General features: G+C 60.6%; 19 protein-coding genes. 13 read left to right on the forward strand and 6 right to left on the reverse strand.

What is annotated here, in order from left to right; all coding sequences use genetic code 11:
- The first annotated feature begins 114 nt into the window (after nt 1–114).
- Nucleotides 115–669, forward strand: coding sequence for an RNA polymerase factor sigma-70 (locus tag R1A29_RS19270; RefSeq protein ID WP_096821112.1), 555 nt, complete (start codon nt 115–117; stop codon nt 667–669).
- Between the two features lie 71 nt (nt 670–740).
- Here the strand turns inward: R1A29_RS19270 and R1A29_RS19275 are convergent, their stop codons facing one another.
- The 3 genes from R1A29_RS19275 to R1A29_RS19285 form a co-directional block, all read right to left on the reverse strand.
- Entirely contained in the window at nt 741–1754 is a 1014-nt protein-coding gene (locus R1A29_RS19275; RefSeq protein WP_438299266.1) for a GNAT family N-acetyltransferase, read from the reverse strand.
- 87 nt (nt 1755–1841) lie between these two features.
- Nucleotides 1842–2639: a substrate-binding periplasmic protein gene (locus tag R1A29_RS19280; RefSeq protein ID WP_438299267.1), complete on the reverse strand. Its 798-nt coding sequence runs from the start codon at nt 2637–2639 to the stop codon at nt 1842–1844.
- A 91-nt stretch (nt 2640–2730) separates the two neighbouring features.
- On the reverse strand, nt 2731–3354 hold the full coding sequence (locus R1A29_RS19285; protein WP_438299268.1) for a TetR/AcrR family transcriptional regulator: 624 nt from the start codon (nt 3352–3354) through the stop codon (nt 2731–2733).
- Between the two features lie 187 nt (nt 3355–3541).
- Here R1A29_RS19285 and R1A29_RS19290 point away from each other — a divergent pair, with 187 nt between their 5' ends.
- The 8 genes from R1A29_RS19290 (at nt 3542) to R1A29_RS19325 (ending at nt 12825) form a co-directional block, all read left to right on the forward strand.
- Complete coding sequence (locus tag R1A29_RS19290; RefSeq protein WP_438299269.1) at nt 3542–5332, forward strand: acyclic terpene utilization AtuA family protein; 1791 nt, start codon at nt 3542–3544, stop codon at nt 5330–5332.
- A 12-nt stretch (nt 5333–5344) separates the two neighbouring features.
- Entirely contained in the window at nt 5345–6214 is an 870-nt protein-coding gene (locus R1A29_RS19295; protein ID WP_438299270.1) for an SDR family oxidoreductase, read from the forward strand.
- Nucleotides 6215–6217: 3 nt separating this feature from the next.
- Nucleotides 6218–7834 carry a geranyl-CoA carboxylase subunit beta gene (atuC, locus tag R1A29_RS19300; protein ID WP_438299271.1) on the forward strand — a complete coding sequence of 539 codons (1617 nt, stop codon included), beginning with the start codon at nt 6218–6220 and terminating at the stop codon, nt 7832–7834.
- Between the two features lie 30 nt (nt 7835–7864).
- Nucleotides 7865–9022, forward strand: a complete 1158-nt coding sequence (atuD, locus tag R1A29_RS19305) for a citronellyl-CoA dehydrogenase (protein ID WP_438299272.1) — start codon at nt 7865–7867, stop codon at nt 9020–9022.
- A complete protein-coding gene (locus R1A29_RS19310) occupies nt 9019–9816 on the forward strand; it encodes an enoyl-CoA hydratase/isomerase family protein (protein WP_438299273.1) in 798 nt (265 codons plus the stop codon). The genes atuD and R1A29_RS19310 overlap by 4 nt, the downstream gene beginning before the upstream one ends.
- A 68-nt stretch (nt 9817–9884) precedes the next feature.
- The gene (locus R1A29_RS19315; protein WP_438299274.1) at nt 9885–11846 is read left to right on the forward strand and encodes an acetyl/propionyl/methylcrotonyl-CoA carboxylase subunit alpha; all 1962 of its coding nucleotides are present in this window, start codon (nt 9885–9887) and stop codon (nt 11844–11846) included.
- A 69-nt stretch (nt 11847–11915) separates the two neighbouring features.
- Nucleotides 11916–12458: an exonuclease domain-containing protein gene (locus R1A29_RS19320; RefSeq protein WP_438299275.1), complete on the forward strand. Its 543-nt coding sequence runs from the start codon at nt 11916–11918 to the stop codon at nt 12456–12458.
- 82 nt (nt 12459–12540) lie between these two features.
- Nucleotides 12541–12825, forward strand: coding sequence for a pyrimidine/purine nucleoside phosphorylase (locus R1A29_RS19325; protein WP_007940055.1), 285 nt, complete (start codon nt 12541–12543; stop codon nt 12823–12825).
- A gap of 69 nt (nt 12826–12894) precedes the next feature.
- Here R1A29_RS19325 and R1A29_RS19330 read toward each other — a convergent pair whose 3' ends face one another.
- Entirely contained in the window at nt 12895–13701 is an 807-nt protein-coding gene (locus R1A29_RS19330) for an MOSC domain-containing protein (RefSeq protein WP_438299276.1), read from the reverse strand.
- 90 nt (nt 13702–13791) lie between these two features.
- On the reverse strand, nt 13792–14727 hold the full coding sequence (locus R1A29_RS19335) for a chemotaxis protein CheV (RefSeq protein ID WP_085710725.1): 936 nt from the start codon (nt 14725–14727) through the stop codon (nt 13792–13794).
- A gap of 452 nt (nt 14728–15179) precedes the next feature.
- Here R1A29_RS19335 and R1A29_RS19340 point away from each other — a divergent pair, with 452 nt between their 5' ends.
- From R1A29_RS19340 to R1A29_RS19350, 3 genes are all read left to right on the forward strand, one after another.
- Nucleotides 15180–15650: a hypothetical protein gene (locus tag R1A29_RS19340; protein ID WP_438299277.1), complete on the forward strand. Its 471-nt coding sequence runs from the start codon at nt 15180–15182 to the stop codon at nt 15648–15650.
- A gap of 490 nt (nt 15651–16140) precedes the next feature.
- On the forward strand, nt 16141–17034 hold the full coding sequence (locus R1A29_RS19345; protein ID WP_408986933.1) for a sensor histidine kinase: 894 nt from the start codon (nt 16141–16143) through the stop codon (nt 17032–17034).
- Nucleotides 17031–17690, forward strand: a complete 660-nt coding sequence (locus R1A29_RS19350) for a response regulator (protein WP_085710728.1) — start codon at nt 17031–17033, stop codon at nt 17688–17690. The genes R1A29_RS19345 and R1A29_RS19350 overlap by 4 nt, the downstream gene beginning before the upstream one ends.
- Here the strand turns inward: R1A29_RS19350 and yegS are convergent.
- Nucleotides 17674–18591 carry a lipid kinase YegS gene (yegS, locus tag R1A29_RS19355; protein ID WP_438299278.1) on the reverse strand — a complete coding sequence of 306 codons (918 nt, stop codon included), beginning with the start codon at nt 18589–18591 and terminating at the stop codon, nt 17674–17676. The genes R1A29_RS19350 and yegS overlap by 17 nt on opposite strands.
- Before the next feature lie 313 nt (nt 18592–18904).
- Here yegS and R1A29_RS19360 point away from each other — a divergent pair, with 313 nt between their 5' ends.
- Nucleotides 18905–19213, forward strand: a complete 309-nt coding sequence (locus R1A29_RS19360) for a hypothetical protein (RefSeq protein ID WP_438299279.1) — start codon at nt 18905–18907, stop codon at nt 19211–19213.

Below are 19213 nucleotides of genomic sequence, written 5' to 3' on the forward strand. Positions count from 1 at the left end.
AGTTCTCTTTCTCAATTGACAATCATTATCATTCAACATAATTTGTCGCTCGATGTGTAGGACGGCCCCGTCCCCCAGGCGTCCCACTAACCTATTGGCAGCAAGGTGATTTCCATGACGGAACAAGTATCCACAAGCAGGTGCGATTCACCGCTACTTCAGGCATTCGTCGACAATCGACTGATTCTGGTCAAGATTGCAGCCCGCATTACCGGCTGCCGGTCACGCGCCGAAGATGTGGTGCAGGATGCGTTCTTCCGACTGCAATCGGCGCCGCCGATCACGTCGTCGATCAAGGCCCAGCTGAGTTATCTGTTCCAGATCGTGCGCAATCTGGCCATCGATCACTACCGCAAACAGGCGCTGGAGCAGAAGTACGCCGGCCCCGAGGAGGAAGGGTTGAACGTGGTCATTCAGGGCGCTTCGCCGGAAACCTCGCACATCAACTTCTCGACCCTGGAACACATTGCCGATGCGCTGACCGAACTGCCAGTCCGCACACGCTATGCCTTCGAGATGTACCGTCTGCACGGCGTGCCGCAGAAGGACATCGCCAAGGAGCTCGGCGTTTCGCCGACCCTGGTCAACTTCATGATTCGTGATGCGCTGGTGCACTGCCGCAAGGTGTCGGGCAGTCGTGCAGATGCCGTGACGGCAAACCGTCGCTGACAGCACACCGCCCAAAAAAAGATCGCAGCCTTCGTTGAAGGGCTGCGATCTTTTTTTGTTTCAGCGAGACGTCACGCCAGTTTGCAGCGATCAAAAAACCGCTCGCGCCCGAGGATCATCAGCGCCGCGCGCTTGTGCGGGAAATCGAATTCCTTTTCGCAGTGGAAGCACTGGTTGTGCATGTGGCCGATCATCTTCGCGTTGTCGGCACGCGGCTCGGCGACGACGCGCTGCGTACGCGGATCATCCAGAAACAGATAGTGCACCAGCGCCGACAGCCAGCTCGCCACTTTGTGCGGGCCACGGTGGTCCTCTTCCCCGACCAGCATGTGAATACCGCGATCGTAATTGTCGGCATCGTAGAACGGCGCGATGCGGTCTTCCTTGGCCCAGTAGGCTTCGAAGTAAGCGAACGGCTGATCGTCGAAACAGCCAATCAACGTCAAGGTGTGCGGGTCGGCATCGAGCTTGCTCAGGTACTCGCGATGCTGTTCGAGGCTGCCCTCTTCCTGCCAGAAACTGGCGACTCGCGGGCTGTTCTGCCAGCGATTGAAGCGCGCGAGATCCTGCTCGATCTCCACCGTTCGCAGAGAAATCCACGCACCCAGGCGCGCATCGAAACGTCGATAGACTTCACCTCGCGGCTTCACCGGACGCAGTGGATGGCGCTTGCCGTTGCTGATAACCATCTGCTGCGGGTAGCTGCCGGTCAATGAGGTGCCAAGCCACGGTTGCGGCAGTTGCCAGAACAGCGTGCGCTCGCAGCGGTACTCACCCGCCACGTCGGTGCTCACCAGCAAGCCGCTGAGCAAGGCTTCGGTCGGCGGTTGATCCAGTTGCCAGATCAGTCGCTGGCGCGCCGGATCCCGGGCAAACAGCCAATAACACGCCGCCCAGAGTGCCTGGCCTGGCGGCAATGCATAACGTTCATCGATCTGGATCGGCCCCTGACCTTCACGATCGAGGCGCAGGCGAATCAGCGGTTGCCCGTCCAGGCTCAGGCTCAGACGGCTTTCAGTGGCATCGGCTATCAGTTGACTGCCCGAAGGCAAAGCCAGGGCAGTCAGGTCATTCAGATTGGACATGGTTCGGGCTCACGATAATCGTCGACAGTTCAACGATGGGACGTGAGCCGAAGCGGGAAATTTAGGCCGTGCCGGAAAAACCGCAGGTCATGGGCGAGGCACCGGCACCACGGCAATCTTGTACGGATCGAAGATCTTCAGCATCTGGCCGTTGTCACGCAGCCCTTGCAGCAGTTTGCCGAACGCCTCTCCGGTGATTGGCGCCTTCGGACTGAGAATCGCGTAGTGGTGATAGATCTGATCGATGCGCTGGGACACCAGCAACTCGTCGCGCACCTTTTCGTTGCGCAGCAGGTAATCGAACAGATAGGAGCGGGTCACCAGCGCAATGTCCGCCCGACCGCGCAGCACCATCAACAGGTTGCTGTCGTGGGAGTACGTCAGCGTAGCATTGTAGGTGTCTGCAAGGTACTTGGGGTCGGCATTGAAGTTGGCGAATTCGTAGTGATAGCCGCTGTACAGCGCAAGACGTTTGCCCTTGAGATCAGCGAAGTAATTTTGCTGGCGACCGGGTTTACTCTGTGCAACGAAGATCTCCGCATCCTCGAGGCCCATGTCGACGGTCGTATGGGGAATGTCTTTCCAGCCCCAGTCCGGGTTCTCGAAGATCGCCATGTCGGTGCGGCCATCCTTGAAATCGCCAAATCTTCGCGGAATCGAAGTGGGCACGAGCTCGAAGCGATAGTCGCTCTGGGAGCTGTTCAGTGCCGCGACCAGTTCCGGGAGCAGACCGGTATCGGCGCCGTTTTCCGGGCGGATGGTATAGGGCGGAAAGTGTGCGGCGCCCACCCGAACCACTTGCACTGCCTCAACAGGCAATACCCATAAAGCAGCCAGCGCTGCGAGCATCAGCCCCGCGGCCGTCCGATCTGGCAAAGACTTCAAAACACCCCACTCCCCGAAAAAGTACCGTTGCATGCATTCAAGCTAGGCGGTTTCGCCCAGTTAGCCAGTTTCCCGGGCCGATAGAAAGCGATTAGCGCTCTTCGAGCACCAGAATCAGCGCCTCTTCGGCCAGTTGGTCAAGGCTCAGACTGCCGCCGGCGCGGAACCAGGTCGTGGTCCAGGACAACGCGCCCGTGAGAAAACGTCGGGTAATGAACACATCGCCGCGAATGAACCCCGCTTCTTTGGCTTCGCCCAGCACTTTCAGCCAGATGTCCTCGTAGATATCACGCAACGCCAGCACCTTGGTCTGACCGTCTTCGGACAGCGAGCGCCATTCGTACACCAGCACCGCCATCGCTTCGCCGCTGCCGCCCATGATCGACTGCAATTCGCAGCGGATCAGCGCCAGTACCCGCTCGCGCACATTGGCCGCATCGGCCAGGGCCGCACGCATCAGCGCTGTGTTGTAGCGGATAGTTTCTTCCATCACGGCACGCAGGATTTCATCCTTGCTCTTGAAATGATGGAAAATGCTCCCCGACTGAATGCCCACGGCGCCGGCCAGGTCGCGCACCGTGGTACGTTCGTAGCCCTTGTTGCGAAACAGGTGGGCCGCCACTTGCAGCAGTTTGCCGCGAGCGCTGTCCGGGTCGGTCAACTGGCCTTGGTCGACCAGTTCGCGCATGACCTTCAGGGCTTTTTGCTCGTCCACCCGTTCTCTCCTACAGTCGTTCAGTCGTCTGCCGCCCTGAAACCGCAGGGTTGCGCGGGCAATTTAAGCCGCCGGCCGCGACCAAGCAAGCGCTTGGGCAGAAGATAATTTCGCCCATTTACAAACCAAGCGCTTGCTTGGTAGCCTCGATGCACTTCTGTCACAGGTTGCTGAGTCGGAGATAAAAATGCCCACCACGGTTCGCATCGGATGCGCCAGCGCATTCTGGGGAGATACGTCGACCGCCGCCGCGCAGCTTGTGGCCGCAGGACAGCTGGACTATCTGGTCTTCGACTACCTGGCCGAGATCACCATGTCGATCATGGCCGGCGCACGCATGAAGGAACCGCAGGCCGGGTTTGCCGGCGATTTCATCGAAGTGCTGGCGCCCCTGTTGCCGCAACTGGCCGAACAGAAGATTCGCGTTATCAGTAATGCCGGCGGGGTCAATCCCCAGGCCTGCGCCGCCGCGCTGCAAGCGGCCTGCGACAAGGCCGGCGTGGCGCTGAAAATCGCCGTGCTGTCGGGCGATGACCTGCAACCGCAATTCAAACAACTCGCCACCCAAGGCATCACGGAAATGTTCAGCGGCGCCCCGCTGCCGCCGATGTGCGTGTCGACCAACGCCTACCTCGGGGCCCCGGGCATCGTCGAAGCCCTCCGCCTGGGCGCCGACATCGTCATCACCGGACGTGTGGTCGACAGCGCGGTGGTCAGCGCCGCGCTGGTGCATGAATTCGGCTGGTCGTGGCACGACTACGACAAACTCGCCCAGGCCGCATTGGCCGGGCACATCATCGAATGCGGCGCGCAGTGCACCGGCGGCAACTTCACCGATTGGCGCGAAGTGCCGGATTACGAACACATCGGTTTTCCGATCGTCGAGGTCAGCGCCGACGGCCAGTTCATCGTCAGCAAACCCGAAGGCTCAGGCGGACTGGTGACGCCGCTGACCGTCGGCGAACAGATGCTCTACGAAATCGGCGATCCGCAGGCCTATCTGTTGCCCGATGTGGTCTGCGATTTCAGTCAGGTCAAACTCCAGCAGCAAGGCAAAAACGCAGTCCGGGTCCACGGCGCCAAAGGCCTGCCACCCAGCGACAAATACAAGGTTAGCGCGACATACCCGGACGGTTTCCGCTGCACCGCCAGTTGCCTGATCGCCGGTATCGATGCGGTGGAAAAAGCCCGGCGCGTCAGTCAGGCGATCATCGACAAGACCTCGGAAATGCTCGACCAGAAAAGCCTCGGGCCTTACACCGAAACCCATATCGAACTGCTCGGCAGCGAAGCCACCTACGGCCCCCACGGCCAGCGCCGGGACAGCCGCGAAGTGGTGATCAAACTCGCCGTGCGCCACCCGAGCAAACAGGCCCTGGTCCTGTTCTCCCGGGAAATCGCCCAGGCCGCCACCGGCATGGCGCCGGGCCTGACCGGCATCGTCGGCGGGCGGCCGACGGTGTATCCGCTGATCCGCCTGTTCTCGTTCCTGATCGACAAAAGCGCCTGCACCTTGCAGATCGACATCGCCGGAGAGCGCCACCCGTTTGTCCTGCCCGCTTCGGCCGCCCTCGACAGCCAGGATCTGCCCCTGCCCCACGAAACACCCAAACCCCATGGCCGCGCCGACGCCAGCGTAGCGCTGGTGAAACTGGCGGTGGCGCGCTCCGGCGACAAGGGCAATCACAGCAACATCGGTGTGATGCCGCGTCGCCCGGAATACCTGCCGTGGATCGCCGAAGCGCTGACTCCGGCGGTGGTGGTCGACTGGATGAGCCATGTCCTCGACCCGATTCATGGCCGGGTCGAACGTTGGTATCTGCCGGGCACTCACAGCCTGAATTTCCTGCTGGAAAACGCCCTCGGCGGCGGTGGCGTGGCGAGCCTGCGCATCGACCCGCAAGGCAAAGCCTTCGCCCAGCAATTGCTGGAAATCCAGATCCCGGTGCCGCAGAGCATCGCCGAACAGTTCGACTAGAGGATTGGCACCATGGCGTATGAATCGATTTTCAGGGCCGATCTGTTCAGCGGCCAGACCATAATCGTCACCGGGGGCGGCAGCGGCATCGGGCGTTGCACCGCCCATGAACTGGCGGCGCTCGGGGCCACCGTGGTGCTGGTCGGACGCAAGCCGGAAAAGCTGCAAGCCGTCGCCGCCGAAATTGCCGAAGACGGCGGTCGGGCACACTGGAAGGCTTGCGATATTCGCGACGAAGAACCGGTGAAAGCGCTGGTCAGCGAACTGATCCGCGAACACGGGCCGATCCACGGACTGGTCAACAATGCCGGCGGCCAGTACCCGTCGCCATTGGCCTCGATCAATCAGAAAGGCTTCGAAACCGTGCTGCGCACCAATCTGGTCGGCGGTTTTTTGATGGCCCGGGAAGTGTTTAACCAGTCGATGAGCAAGCACGGCGGCAGCATCGTCAACATGCTCGCCGACATGTGGGGCGGCATGCCCGGTATGGGCCACTCGGGCGCTGCGCGGTCGGGCATGGACAACTTCACCAAAACGGCGGCGTTCGAATGGGGTTACGCCGGCGTTCGGGTAAATGCGGTGGCGCCGGGCTGGATCGCCTCCAGCGGCATGGACACCTATGAAGGCGCTTTCAAAGCCGTGATCCCGACCCTGCGCGAACACGTGCCGCTCAAGCGCATCGGCACCGAATCCGAGGTCAGCGCAGCAATCGTGTTTCTGCTGAGTCCCGCTGCCGCATTTATCAGCGGCAGCACCTTGCGCATCGACGGCGCCGCCAGCCTGGGCAGTCGCGCATGGCCGCTGCACAAGGCGACCCACAGCGAATCCTTCAACGGATTTCACCGGGCCTACATGCCGGACGTCTTGAAGGACAAGGAGTAAGCCATGCCGATCATTCAATCTCAGCTCGACCCGCACAGCGAAGCCTTCGCTCGCAACCGCGCGGCGATGCTCACCGCCATCGAGCAAGTCCAGCAGCTCGGACAGAACCTGCTGAACAAGGCTGCCGAAGCCAAACCGAAATTCGACAAGCGCGGACAATTGCTGCCCCGTGAACGCCTGAACCTGCTGCTCGACCCCGGCGCGCCGTTCCTCGAACTGGCCAGTCTGGCCGGCTACAAACTCCACGACGACAAGGACGGCAGCTCCGCCGGTGGCGGCTTGATCGCCGGCATCGGTTACGTGTCCGGTGTGCGTGCCTTGATCGTGGCGAACAACAGCGCGATCAAGGGCGGGACGATTTCCCCGTCGGGCCTGAAAAAATCCCTGCGCCTGCAGCAGATCGCCCAGGAAAACAAACTGCCGGTGATTACCCTCGCCGAAAGCGGCGGCGCCAACCTCAACTACGCAGCGGAGATTTTCGTCGAAGGCGCACGCAGCTTTGCCAATCAGGCGCGCATGTCGGCCATGGGGCTGCCGCAGATCACCGTGGTGCACGGCTCGGCCACCGCTGGCGGCGCCTATCAGCCGGGGCTGTCGGATTACGTGGTGGTGGTGCGCGGCAAGGCCAAGCTGTTTCTTGCCGGCCCGCCGTTGCTTAAAGCGGCGACCGGCGAAGTGGCCACCGACGAAGAACTGGGCGGCGCCGAGATGCACGCGCAAGTCGCTGGCACCGCCGAGTACCTGGCCGAAAACGATGCCGACGGCGTACGTCAGGTGCGGGAAATCGTCAGCCTGCTGAACTGGAACGAGCAACTGCCGTGTCGGCCCGAGCCGCAATTCAAGGAGCCGTTGTACCCCATCGACGAACTGCTCGGCCTGATCCCGGACGACCCGAAAAAGCCCTATGACGTGCGCGAAATCATTGCGCGGATCGCCGACGAATCGCGCTTCCTGGAGTTCAAGGGTGAATTCGATCAGCAGACCGTTTGCGGCCACTTGAAGATTCAGGGCCGCGCCTGCGGCTTCATCGGCAACAACGGCCCGATCACTCCGAATGGTGCGAGCAAGGCCGCGCAGTTCATTCAGCTGTGCGACCAGAGCCAGACGCCGCTGCTGTTTTTCCACAACACCACCGGGTTCATGGTCGGCACCGAATCGGAACAGCATGGCGTGATCAAGCACGGTTCGAAACTGATCCAGGCCGTGGCCAATGCGCGGGTGCCAAAACTGACCATCGTGGTCGGCGGCTCCTATGGCGCGGGCAACTACGCGATGTGCGGGCGCGGGCTCGATCCGCGTTTCATCTTCGCCTGGCCCAACAGCCGCACCGCCGTGATGGGCGGCGCCCAGGCCGGCAAGGTGCTGCGCATCGTCACCGAAGCCAAACAGTTGAAGGACGGCCTGGTGCCCGACCCGAAAATGCTCGACATGCTGGAGCAAGTCACCGCGCAGAAACTCGACAGCCAGTCCACCGCCCTGTACGGCAGCGCCAACCTGTGGGACGACGGGCTGATCGATCCGCGTGACACCCGCACCCTGCTTGGCTACCTGCTGGACATCTGCCACGAAGCCGGCATCCGCACGCTGGCCCCCAACAGCTTCGGCGTCAGCCGCTTCTGACTGCCTCGGACCTCAAGGAGAACAATAAAAATGATCTTCACCCCGGAACACGAAGCCCTGCGTCGCACCGTCCGCCAGTTCGTCGAGCACGAGATCAACCCCCACGTCGATGAATGGGAAAAGGCCGGGCGCTTTCCGATCCACGAGATTTTCCGCAAGGCCGGCGACCTCGGTCTGCTGGGGATTTCCAAGCCGGAAAAATTCGGCGGCATGGGCCTGGATTACAGCTATTCGATCGTCGCCGCCGAAGAGTTCGGCACCATCCACTGCGGCGGCATTCCGATGTCGATCGGCGTGCAGACCGACATGTGCACCCCGGCCCTCGCCCGCTTCGGCTCCGATGAGTTGCGCGAGGAATTCCTGCGCCCGGCGATCACAGGCGAACAGGTCGGCTGCATCGGCGTGTCGGAAGTCGGCGCCGGCTCCGATGTCGCCGGGCTCAAGACCACCGCGCGCAAGGACGGCGACGACTACGTGATCAACGGCAGCAAGATGTGGATCACCAACTCGCCGAGCGCCGATTTCATCTGCCTGCTGGCCAACACCTCGGACGACAAGCCGCACGTCAACAAATCGCTGATCATGGTGCCGATGAACACGCCGGGCATCAGCCTCAGTTCGCACCTGGACAAGCTCGGCATGCGCAGCTCGGAAACCGCCCAGGTGTTTTTCGACAACGTGCGCGTGCCCCAGCGCAATCGCATCGGCCATGAAGGCGCCGGGTTCATGATGCAGATGCTGCAGTTCCAGGAAGAACGCCTGTTCGGCGCGGCCAACATGATCAAGGGTCTGGAATACTGCATCGACAGCACCATCGAGTACTGCAAGGAACGCAAGACCTTCGGCAGCGCGCTGATCGACAATCAAGTGATCCACTTCCGCCTCGCCGAATTGCAGACCGAAATCGAATGCCTGCGAGCGCTGGTCTATCAGGCCACCGAGCAGTATGTGAAAGGCCAGGACGTCACCCGGCTGGCCTCGATGGCCAAGCTCAAGGCCGGGCGCCTTGGCCGCGAAGTCAGCGACAGTTGCCTGCAATACTGGGGCGGCATGGGGTTCATGTGGGACAACCCGGTGGCCCGCGCTTACCGCGACGTGCGGCTGGTATCGATTGGCGGCGGCGCCGACGAAATCATGCTGGGGATCATCTGCAAACTGATGGGTATCCTGCCGGGGAAAAAGAAATGACCACCCTGCCCGCTTGCCAGACGCTGTTGCTGGAACCGCATAACGGCGTGCTGCACATCACCCTCAATCGTCCTGAAAGCCGCAACGCCATGAGCCTGCAAATGGTCGCCGAACTGCGCGCAGTGCTTGCCGCCGTGCGCGATGACCGCAGCGTGCGCGCCCTGGTACTCAGCGGCGCCGGCGGGCATTTCTGTGCCGGCGGCGACATCAAGGACATGGCCAACGCCCGCGCCCAGGGCAGCGATGCCTATCGTGAGTTGAATCGGGCTTTCGGGTCGCTGCTGGAGGAGGCGCAGCACGCACCGCAAGTGCTGATCACCGTGCTGCAGGGCGCGGTGCTCGGTGGCGGTTTCGGGCTGGCGTGCGTGAGCGATATCGCCATCGCCGATCATCAGGCGCAATTCGGTCTGCCAGAAACCAGTCTTGGCCTGTTGCCGGCGCAGATCGCGCCGTTTGTGGTGCAGCGCATTGGTCTCACAGAGGCCCGCCGCCTGGCGCTGACCGCCGCCCGCTTCGATGGCCATCAGGCTCGACGGTTGGGGCTGGTGCACTTTGTCGAACAGGATCCGCAGGCACTCGCCGAGCGTTTGGATGAAGTGCTCGATCACGTTTTGTGTTGCGCCCCCGAAGCGAATGCCGTGACGAAAAAGCTGCTGCTGGCCAGTGCCGGCCAGCCATCGAGCGAACTGCTGGATGAAGCGGCGCAGTGGTTCAGCGAAGCGCTGACCGGTGCCGAGGGCATCGAGGGTACCATGGCGTTTGTGCAAAAGCGCAAACCCGGATGGAGCACCTGACCCTGTAGGAGCGGGCTTGCCCGCGATGAGGCCCTTCAATCCACCGCCAACATTCAGGAAAAACCACCATGCCCGCCATCCATAAAATCCTGATCGCCAACCGCGGTGAAATTGCCTGCCGCATCCAGCGCACCGCCCAGGCCCTCGGTTATCGCACGGTCGCGGTATTCAGTGACGCCGACGCCGATGCGCTGCATGTCCAAATGGCGGATGAGGCTGTGAACATCGGCCCGGCGCCGGTTCAACAGTCCTACCTGAACATCCCGGCCATCCTCGACGCCGCACGGCGCAGCGGTGCCGACGCGATTCATCCCGGTTATGGCTTCCTCTCGGAAAACGCCGAGTTCGCCCGAGCCTGCGAACAGGCCGGCCTGACCTTCATCGGCCCCAGCGTCGAAGCCATCGAGCTGATGGGCAGCAAACGCCAATCGAAAATCTCCATGCTCGCCGCCGGTGTGCCATGCATCGCCGGTTATCAAAGCGCCGAGCAGGACGACGCGACCCTGACACGGGAAGCCGAGCGCATCGGTTATCCGCTGATGATCAAGGCCAGCGCCGGCGGTGGCGGGCGCGGCATGCGGCTGGTGCACAGCGCTGAAGAATTGCCGGCGCAATTGCGTACCGCCCGCTCCGAAGCATTGAACGGTTTCGGCAGCGATGAACTGATCCTCGAACAGGCCCTGATCGAACCGCGCCATGTCGAGATTCAGCTGTTCGGCGACCGGCACGGCAATCTGATCTATCTCGGCGAACGGGACTGCTCGATCCAGCGTCGCCACCAGAAAGTCATTGAAGAAGCACCGTGCCCGGTGATGACCGAAGAGTTGCGTCAGGCGATGGGGGAAGCGGCGCTCAAGGCCGGGCGTGCGGTGAACTATGTGGGCGCTGGCACCGTGGAGTTTCTGCTCGATGCCCGCGGCCAGTTCTTCTTTCTGGAGATGAATACCCGGCTGCAAGTCGAACATCCGGTAACCGAAATGATTACCGGGCTGGACCTGGTGGCATGGCAGCTTTTGGTTGCCGAGGGCCAGCCTCTCCCTTTGACCCAGGCGCAGGTCAAACTCGATGGCCACGCCATGGAAGTGCGACTCTATGCCGAAGACCCGGCCCAGGGATTCCTGCCACAAACCGGGCGTGTCGAAGCCTGGACACCGGCACTGGATCGGGGGGCGCGAGTTGATCATGGGCTGATCGAAGGTCAGTCGATCTCACCGTTCTACGACCCGATGCTCGGCAAACTGATCGCTCATGGCGCGACCCGCGAAGAGGCCCGGCGCAAGCTGTTGTGCGCCGTGCAGGACAGCGTGTTGCTGGGTGTGCAGAGCAATCAGCGGTTGCTGGCCAGTCTGTTGCAGCATCCGCAGTTCATCAGCGGCGAATTCAGCACCGGGTTTATCCCGCAACACTTCGCCGACCATCCATGTCTGCATCCCCATGCACCGAGTGCGGAAGAGCTCGCGATCGCGGCGTTGCTGTTCTATCAATCTGCCGCAGGTTTGCATCGCGCACCGTTGGCCGGTTGGCGCAACAATGCCGGCGCGCCGCTGCACTATCGCCTGGGTCTTGAAGATCAGGAATGGAGCGTGCAATTGCTGGCCGCCCCGGATGGCATCATTCGGGTTCAGGTCTCTGAACGCGCCTTCGAACTGAAGCTCATCGAACACGGCGAACGCTCGATTTCCCTGGATATCGAAGGCCTGCGTCAGCGCCACGCCTATCGCCTGCACGACGACCAGCTCTGGCTGTTCACCCGCCCCGGCAGCCTGCGTCTGGTGAATCGAACTCATGCCGTGATCGACAGTCAGACCAGCGTCAGCACCGGCACCTTGAAAGCCCCGATGGATGGCGCAATCATCGACGTGCTTGTCAGCGAAGGCAGCCCGGTCAGTAAAGGCCAGCTGCTGGTGGTGCTGGAGGCGATGAAAATGGAGCACCCGCTCAAGGCCGGCATCGACGGCGTGCTCAAGCGGGTGCAGGTCAAGGTCGGCGATCAGGTGAAAAATCGTCAGGTTCTGTTGCAGGTCGAGTAGTCACCGCGCGCATCCGCAAGGTTTGACTACGCTCTGAATAATCAGGACGCGGAAATCAGGAACCCTGCGATGCCCCATTGGCTGGTCATTGATCTGGAAGCCACCACCGATGAAGGTGGCTGGCCGGTTACGGAAATGGAGATCATCGAAATCGGCGCCACCCTGGTGGATCGCGCCGGTCGCGAGCAGGATCACTTTCAACGCTTCGTCAAACCGACGCGTCGGCCACTGCTGACGCCGTTCTGTCGTGAGCTGACACACATCACCCAGGCCAACATCGACGCGGCGCAACCGCTGAGCGAGGTCTGGCCGGCGTTCGAGCGCTGGCTCGCTCAGCACCAGGCACGCCTTGAAGGCTGGGCCAGCTGGGGTGACTACGATCGCAAGCAATTGCTTCAGGAATGGCAGCGCCTGCAACTCGACAGCGCGCTGAGCCGTGTGCCGCACATGAACCTCAAACAGCGCTTTGCCAAGGCCCGACGCCTCGAACGGCCCCTGGGACTCAATGGCGCCCTGCAACTGGCGGGCATGCAGTTCACCGGGCAGCAACACCGGGCACTGGAAGATGCGCGCAATACCGCCCGATTATTGCCGCTGGTGCTGCCGCTCTAGCGCAGGTGACGGCGCCTTGAGCCTTGTGCATACTGGCCGACCTTTTTGACCCTTTTCAAGCCCTTTTCGAGAGGAATCGCCCATGTTTAAAGTCAACGAGTACTTCGACGGCACCGTCAAGTCGATCGCTTTTGGCACTGCCGAAGGCCCTGCGACCATCGGCGTCATGGCCCCGGGCGAATACGAATTCGGCACCAGCCAGCGTGAAATCATGCACGTGGTTTCGGGCGCACTGACCGTCAAGCTGCCAGACAGCAGCGACTGGGAAACCTTCGCCGCCGGCAGCCAGTTCAACGTGCCGGCCAACAGCAAGTTCCAGCTGAAAGTGGCCGTCGACACCGCTTACCTGTGCGAATACCGCGGCTGAAACCAAGCTTTCCTGCGGCAATAAAAAATGCCCGTGTCCAAGGACACGGGCATTTTTCGTTTAGGCCGATTACTCGAGGATTTCCACCGGCATGCCGACTTCAAGACGGCCATTGCTGTCGTTGACCAGGTTCTGCCCGAACATCGCACCGTCGGCCTGGGCACGGGTCTTCTGCAGGGTCGCCAGTGGCTCGCGGTCGGCGCTGCGCTCTCCGGTTTTCGGGTCGATGGTGGTGAGAATGCAGCGCGAACACGACTTGACCACACGGAACTCGACATCACCAATGCGGATGCGCTTCCAGCCATCCTCGGCATACGCCTCGCTGCCCTCGATCACCAGATTCGGCCGGAACCGCAGCATTTCCAGCGGGCGCCCGACTTCCTGCGACAAGTGTTGCAGCGATGCCTCGCCAATCAGCAGCAGCGGGAAACCGTCGGCAAAGGCCACCTGGTCGTCATCGTTGCCGTACCCGGCCTGAGTCATGCGGGCGCGGTCCAGCGGCACTTGCACCAGTCGGGTCGGCTTGCCGATGAATTCGCTGACCCAACGAGCCGCTTCTTCACCGGCATCCGGTACACGCAAAGTGTCGCGCCAGATGGTCACGCCGCGCAGTTCGGCTTCGCTGCCGGGCAAGGCGATATCGATCGCCGAATGCCCCGGCGCATCCAGGGTCAGACCTCCGTCGGCATTCCACAGTGCGGACAACTGGCTCATTTTCGCTTCGGCGCGCTGGGTCAGAAAACGCCCGCTGGCCTCATCCACCAGCATCCAGCGTCGGTCGCCCTCAAGCCCCAGTTTGTCCAGGCCGATCCCTTGCAGGACCTCGGCCTTGCCGGATTTCAGCGGGTAACGATAAAGCGCGCTCAGACGCAGCATGGCCAGCTCCCTGGTGGGTGAAAAACGCCACCCTATACGAGCTTTGCCGCCGAATCAAAGGCTGACGCCGGGGCAGCCTCGACAAGTTGATCAGGCCGGTACTTCATCGAGCATCAGACGCTGGCGCACTACATCGACCAGTTTGTCCGGCTGGAACTTGGAGAGGAAGTTGTCGCAGCCGACCTTCTTCACCATCGAGTCGTTGAAGCTGCCGGACAGCGAGGTGTGCAACACCACATACAGGCCTCGCAGACGCGGGTCGTTGCGGATTTCGGTGGTCAGGCGATAGCCGTCCATTTCCGGCATTTCCGCGTCGGTGAAGATCATCAACAGCTTGTCGGTCATGTTGACCCCGGTGTCGGCCCAGGCCTTGAGCATGTTCAGGGCTTTCAGACCGTCGCTGGCGATGTGCATCTTCACGCCCAACTGACCGAGGGTGTCGCGCAATTGCGACAGGGCCACATTGGAATCGTCCACCAACAGCACTTCACGGCCGCGGGCACGCTCCAGGACCGGGTCTTCGAGTTTGTCGCGGGAAACCTTGGCGTTGTACGGGACGATTTCGGCGAGGACTTTCTCGACGTCGATGATTTCCACCAGTTGATCGTCGACCTTGCTGATGGCGGTCAGGTAGTGCTGACGACCGGCGCTGGTCGGGGGCGGCAGGATGGCTTCCCAGTTCATGTTGACGATGCGATCCACACCACCGACGAGGAAGGCCTGCACCGAACGGTTGTACTCCGTAACGATGATCGTGCTGTTGGGGCCCGGCACCAGCGGGCGCATGCCGATCGCCTGGGACAGGTCGATCACCGGCAGAGTCTGGCCGCGCAGGTTGACCACACCGCAGACAAAAGGATGACGCTGAGGCATCAGGGTCAACTTCGGCAGTTGCAGGACTTCCTGAACCTTGAACACGTTGATCGCGAACAATTGGCGCCCGGCCAGACGAAACATGAGAATTTCCAGGCGATTCTCACCCACCAGTTGCGTGCGTTGGTCTACCGTATCGAGAATGCCGGCCATCAATGACTCCTGGGCTTGTTCTGGTGAATTCATTAAAGGGGGTTATCGGCGGATTCCGGCCAATCTTGATCCCCATACAAATCACCTACAAAATGCCATGAGAAGGCATTGATGTCACATTAACATCATGCTTTACTGGCCCCGTGATTTCATCTGCTACATTCTCTGCGGCGCGACCACGGTTTGCGCGGCAGGTTCCCGTGCCTAAGGGATTCCCCTAGTAACAATCAGGCCCAACCTGATGTTCGCAATATCCAATAGCCATTAATGTGACGCCATTCTCATTGCATGAACGGAGTCAGGCTTTTGTGTGCGATCGCAGGTCAGTGGAAACTCACCCTCTCGAAACCCCTGTCAAAAGCCTCGGCACCGCAGGGCGCGATCTCACGACGGTTCATGATCGTCGACACACACGACATTCGCTCATCAGACATGACGTTGTGGAGATAAGCATGCCGAACGACCGTAAAGAGTGGGCGCAGCGGTTCCCCGAATTTCTTGTCGAGGCTGAAACGCTCCTGGCCAAGTCCGAAGAGTGCCTGAGTCATTTGCAACTGATCAGCAATGACAAGGACGCAATCGATTGCATGCTCAGCACCCTGCTCAAACTGGCGAACAGGGCCGATGCCCTGGCACTGGTGGCAGTCTCCGAGTTCTGCCTGCACCTGCATGGTTTGCTCACTCAGACGCAAGATCATATCGACCTGCATGCCCAGGCGCTCGACGCCCTGAAAGATTGCTTCACCCTGATGGCCTGGCAACTTGAACTGGTCGACCAGAGCACCGGCCAGCTGAGCCTGGACGAAAGCGAGCAGACGTCCCTCATCGAAGCATTCGCGTTCCAGGTTGGGCAGAGCCAGTTTCAACCGCCGCTCAGTGCCAAACCCTTGTCCCTCGTGTCTTACTCGGAGCGACAAGCGTAATCGAGTGCACCCCGGGCCCGTTGGAGCCTGTTAGTTCGAGCCATCGAATGTCGCAATTGAATAACTCATGCCTGCCAGCGACATCTCCAAATAAATAATTACGCTTCAACATGCAGACTGCCTACCGTTGAAGTCAGGGTTTACCTGTGTATAAAAACTGAAGACTTCAGGTGTCATCGATAATTATCGACTCCAATAAATCAACTTTTTCCATTATGGAACTCGCGTCCAACATGGCGTATTTCCTGACTCTTTGGACATATAGGGCGAACGCGACCAACGGTATGTTAAGTGGTATTATGCCGCGCGTTAGTTGCTTTCACTTAATGGCACAGTGACTTCAATGATCGGCCTGCTCCGAAGTTGGCAGTCAATTATCGATCACTGAACCGTATTGAAACCAACAACCTGAATCACAGATTTTCAGACAGAGACCGCCAGCCACTCTGACCGGTCTGCCCGCAGCGAACATCCATTGGCTCCATCCGCTATGTACGCCAGCCTCAAGTCAATCGCCACATGGCCACCCTCCCGAGAAAACGCGCGCAGGTTCACGCTCACGCTTTGCATTGGTGCAGCTTTGGGCAGTCTGCTGACTTATTGCCTGTCCGCACCGTTGTCGTTTGGCCTGCTGCTGCTCAACGTGGCAGCCGCCGCTTGCGTCTTTACCCAGCATCGCCTGTCGCGCAAGTCGATCAAGTTCCAGCCCCAGGAGCTGGCCGATCGATTGCTCGAAGTCCAGGAAAACGAACGCCATCGCCTCAGCCGCGAACTGCACGACGATATCGGCCAGTTGCTGACCGCCGCCAAGTTGCAGAGCGAATGGCTCAAACGGCGTCTGCCCGAGGACCTTCAGGAACAATGTTCGGCACTCTGCGACACCCTTGAGGAAACCCTCAACAAAGTCCGTGACGTTTCGGCCATTCTCAATCCGCGGCAACTGACCAGTCTCGGCCTGGAAGCCAGTCTGCGCGCGCATTTGCTCAAGACACTGGCCAATACATCGGTTCACTGGAGCCTGGACTGTCAGCAGCGTTTGAACGGCATCCCCGAAGAAATGGCTGTCGCCGCCTTCCGCATCACTCAGGAAGCCGTGACCAACATCCTGCGACATGCGCAGGCCAAGAACCTGCTGATCCGCGTGCAACGCCTTCCCCAAGGCTTGACCCTGCTGATCAGTGATGACGGTCTGGGGTTTGCCCCGGCCGCCAATCCCGGTCGTGAAGGACAACGAGGCATGGCCGGGATGGCCGAAAGGATCGAGCAACTGGGCGGCAGCCTGAGCGTGACGAGCGAACCGGGCAAAGGCACTCAAATCGAAGCACTATTCCCCTGGGCGCCCCGTGCACTCGAGCGGGCCAGTACGAATAAGGTTATGCGTTGACTTGTAACTTACTTCTGGTGGATGACCACTCGCTGATCAGAGCCGGCGTGCGCGCTCTGGTGCTGGATATTCCCGGTTACGCGGTAATCGGCGAAGCCAATGACGGCTCGCAATTGCTCGAGATGGTCGAGCAGTTGAACCCCGATATCGTCTTGCTGGATATTTCCATGAGAGAAACCGGCGGCCTGGAGGCGTTGCAGCGGCTCAGACGGGTTCGTCCGCACAGCAAAGTGCTGATTCTATCGATGCATACCGACCCTGCCCTGATCATGCAGGCGCTGGAGTCCGGTGCCCATGGTTATCTGCTAAAGGACACCACGGCCACCGAGCTGGAGCACGCACTGGAAGCCCTGCGCAACAACGAACGCTACCTGAGCCCGGCCATCGCCCACACGGTGATCAACCAGGCCCTGACACGCAATCAGAAGTTGCAACCGGAAGTCGCCGATTCACACAACCTGACGGCTCGCCAGCTGGAAATCCTGCGCCTGATCGTTCGCGGCAAGTCCACCCGTGAAATCGCCAATGGTCTGGGTCTGAGCATCAAGACCGTGGAAACCCACCGCTCGCAGATCATGAAACGCCTGCAGATCTACGATGTGGCGGGGCTGGTACTGTTTGCCGTACGGGAGCAGATCATCAGTCTGGACGACTGACGCACCGCGAGCTGCCCAACAGCGGCGAGTTCTCCGGCAAATGCACACGCAACGCCGCCGGACGCGCCGCAAACCGCAGACTGTCTCCCTCCAGCGGCTCGCCATCAAGATTGATGCAGAGCCCTTCGGCAACCTTGATTTCGACCCACGGCAGACGTGTGCGGACAAACATGTTGTCGAGACCAAATCCGTCGCTGAGCAGGTTTTTCAGCGTGCCGACCAGCTCCTGTGGTGCCGGCAGAATACTGATATCCAGCAGGCCGTCATCCGCCAGTGCCTCCGGGCACAACACATGCCCTCCACCTGCCTGGCGGCCATTACCGATACCCAGCGCGAGCAGTTCACCGCTCCAGTGAAAGTCCGGCCCCTGCAATTCGCCATAGGCAGCGTGCAACTCGCTGAATCGCGACAGCCCCGTAAACAGATAGGCCGCGCCGCCCAGCACCTTTTTCAGATCCTCCGAGGTATTGGCAGTGACCTGACTGCCAAACCCGCCCGTGGCCATGTTCAGAAATATCTGCCCGCCCACTTCACCCAGATCAATGTCATGGGCAGGTGCACCGAGCAACTCAAGCGCCTCGGCGGGCTCTGGGGGTATACCGGCCGCGCGGGAAAAATCGTTGGCGGTTCCCAGTGGCAGCAGCACCAGACTGGCCTCTCCCGGGTGAGCCGCCAGGGCCTCGGCGATGTCGCGCAAGGTGCCATCGCCACCGCCGGCGATGATCCGCCTGAACCCGCACGCAAGACCTTCCGCCACCAGACGCTGGGCATCACCGGCCTCCCAGGTCAGGCGCACGGCGATTTCCCAACCTTGGCTGCGCTTGTATTCAACAGCGGCGCGAACCGACTCGTTGAGTGCCTGCTTGCCATGCAGAATCAGCCATGCCTTGTGTTCATCCATTATGGTCCCCTCGGAAATGAATCAGTTCGGGACATCTTGACCTTCAAGCTACGTAAAAGAGCCGTCGCAATCTTAAGTAATTGAAGTGCTCCCACTCACTCGTCCTACAGGCCGGTATTTTTTCGTACGAGATGTAAGGAATCGGCTCAATTGACCAGTCGAGGCCATTGGTACACCGTATGTCGGCGGCATTAATCTTTAACCCGAACACACAAGGATGTGCAGGTAATGAGTGAGTACACCAACAGGGCTTTCGAGCATTCGAACGGCATTTCTTGCCGGCATATATTCGTGACAAAAGGCGGGAAGCCACATGCGCAGCCTTGAAGCGAAATTGCCAGTGAGTCCGGTTGCCCCTCCCTCCGATGCTCGAACCAGCCATGCAACCGATTTCCACAGCAGCGCCAAAAGCAGCGGAGAATCCTATATGGAACCTCGTGTCACCGAACTGGAAACCCACCTTAAATATATTCGCCGTGACATGGATGAGGTCCGGGGAGACGTCAAAGCCATCAAGCATCGCCTTGCCTATGCGGCAGGTGCCACAGCGGTAGTCATCGGACTGCTGGGCTGGGTGGCCAACAGTCGCTTCGACCAGTTGGTGACATTGATCGGCCGTTGA

The organism is Pseudomonas sp. NMS19W (assembly GCF_051554255.1).
In the GTDB taxonomy this organism is placed as follows: domain Bacteria; phylum Pseudomonadota; class Gammaproteobacteria; order Pseudomonadales; family Pseudomonadaceae; genus Aquipseudomonas; species Aquipseudomonas kribbensis.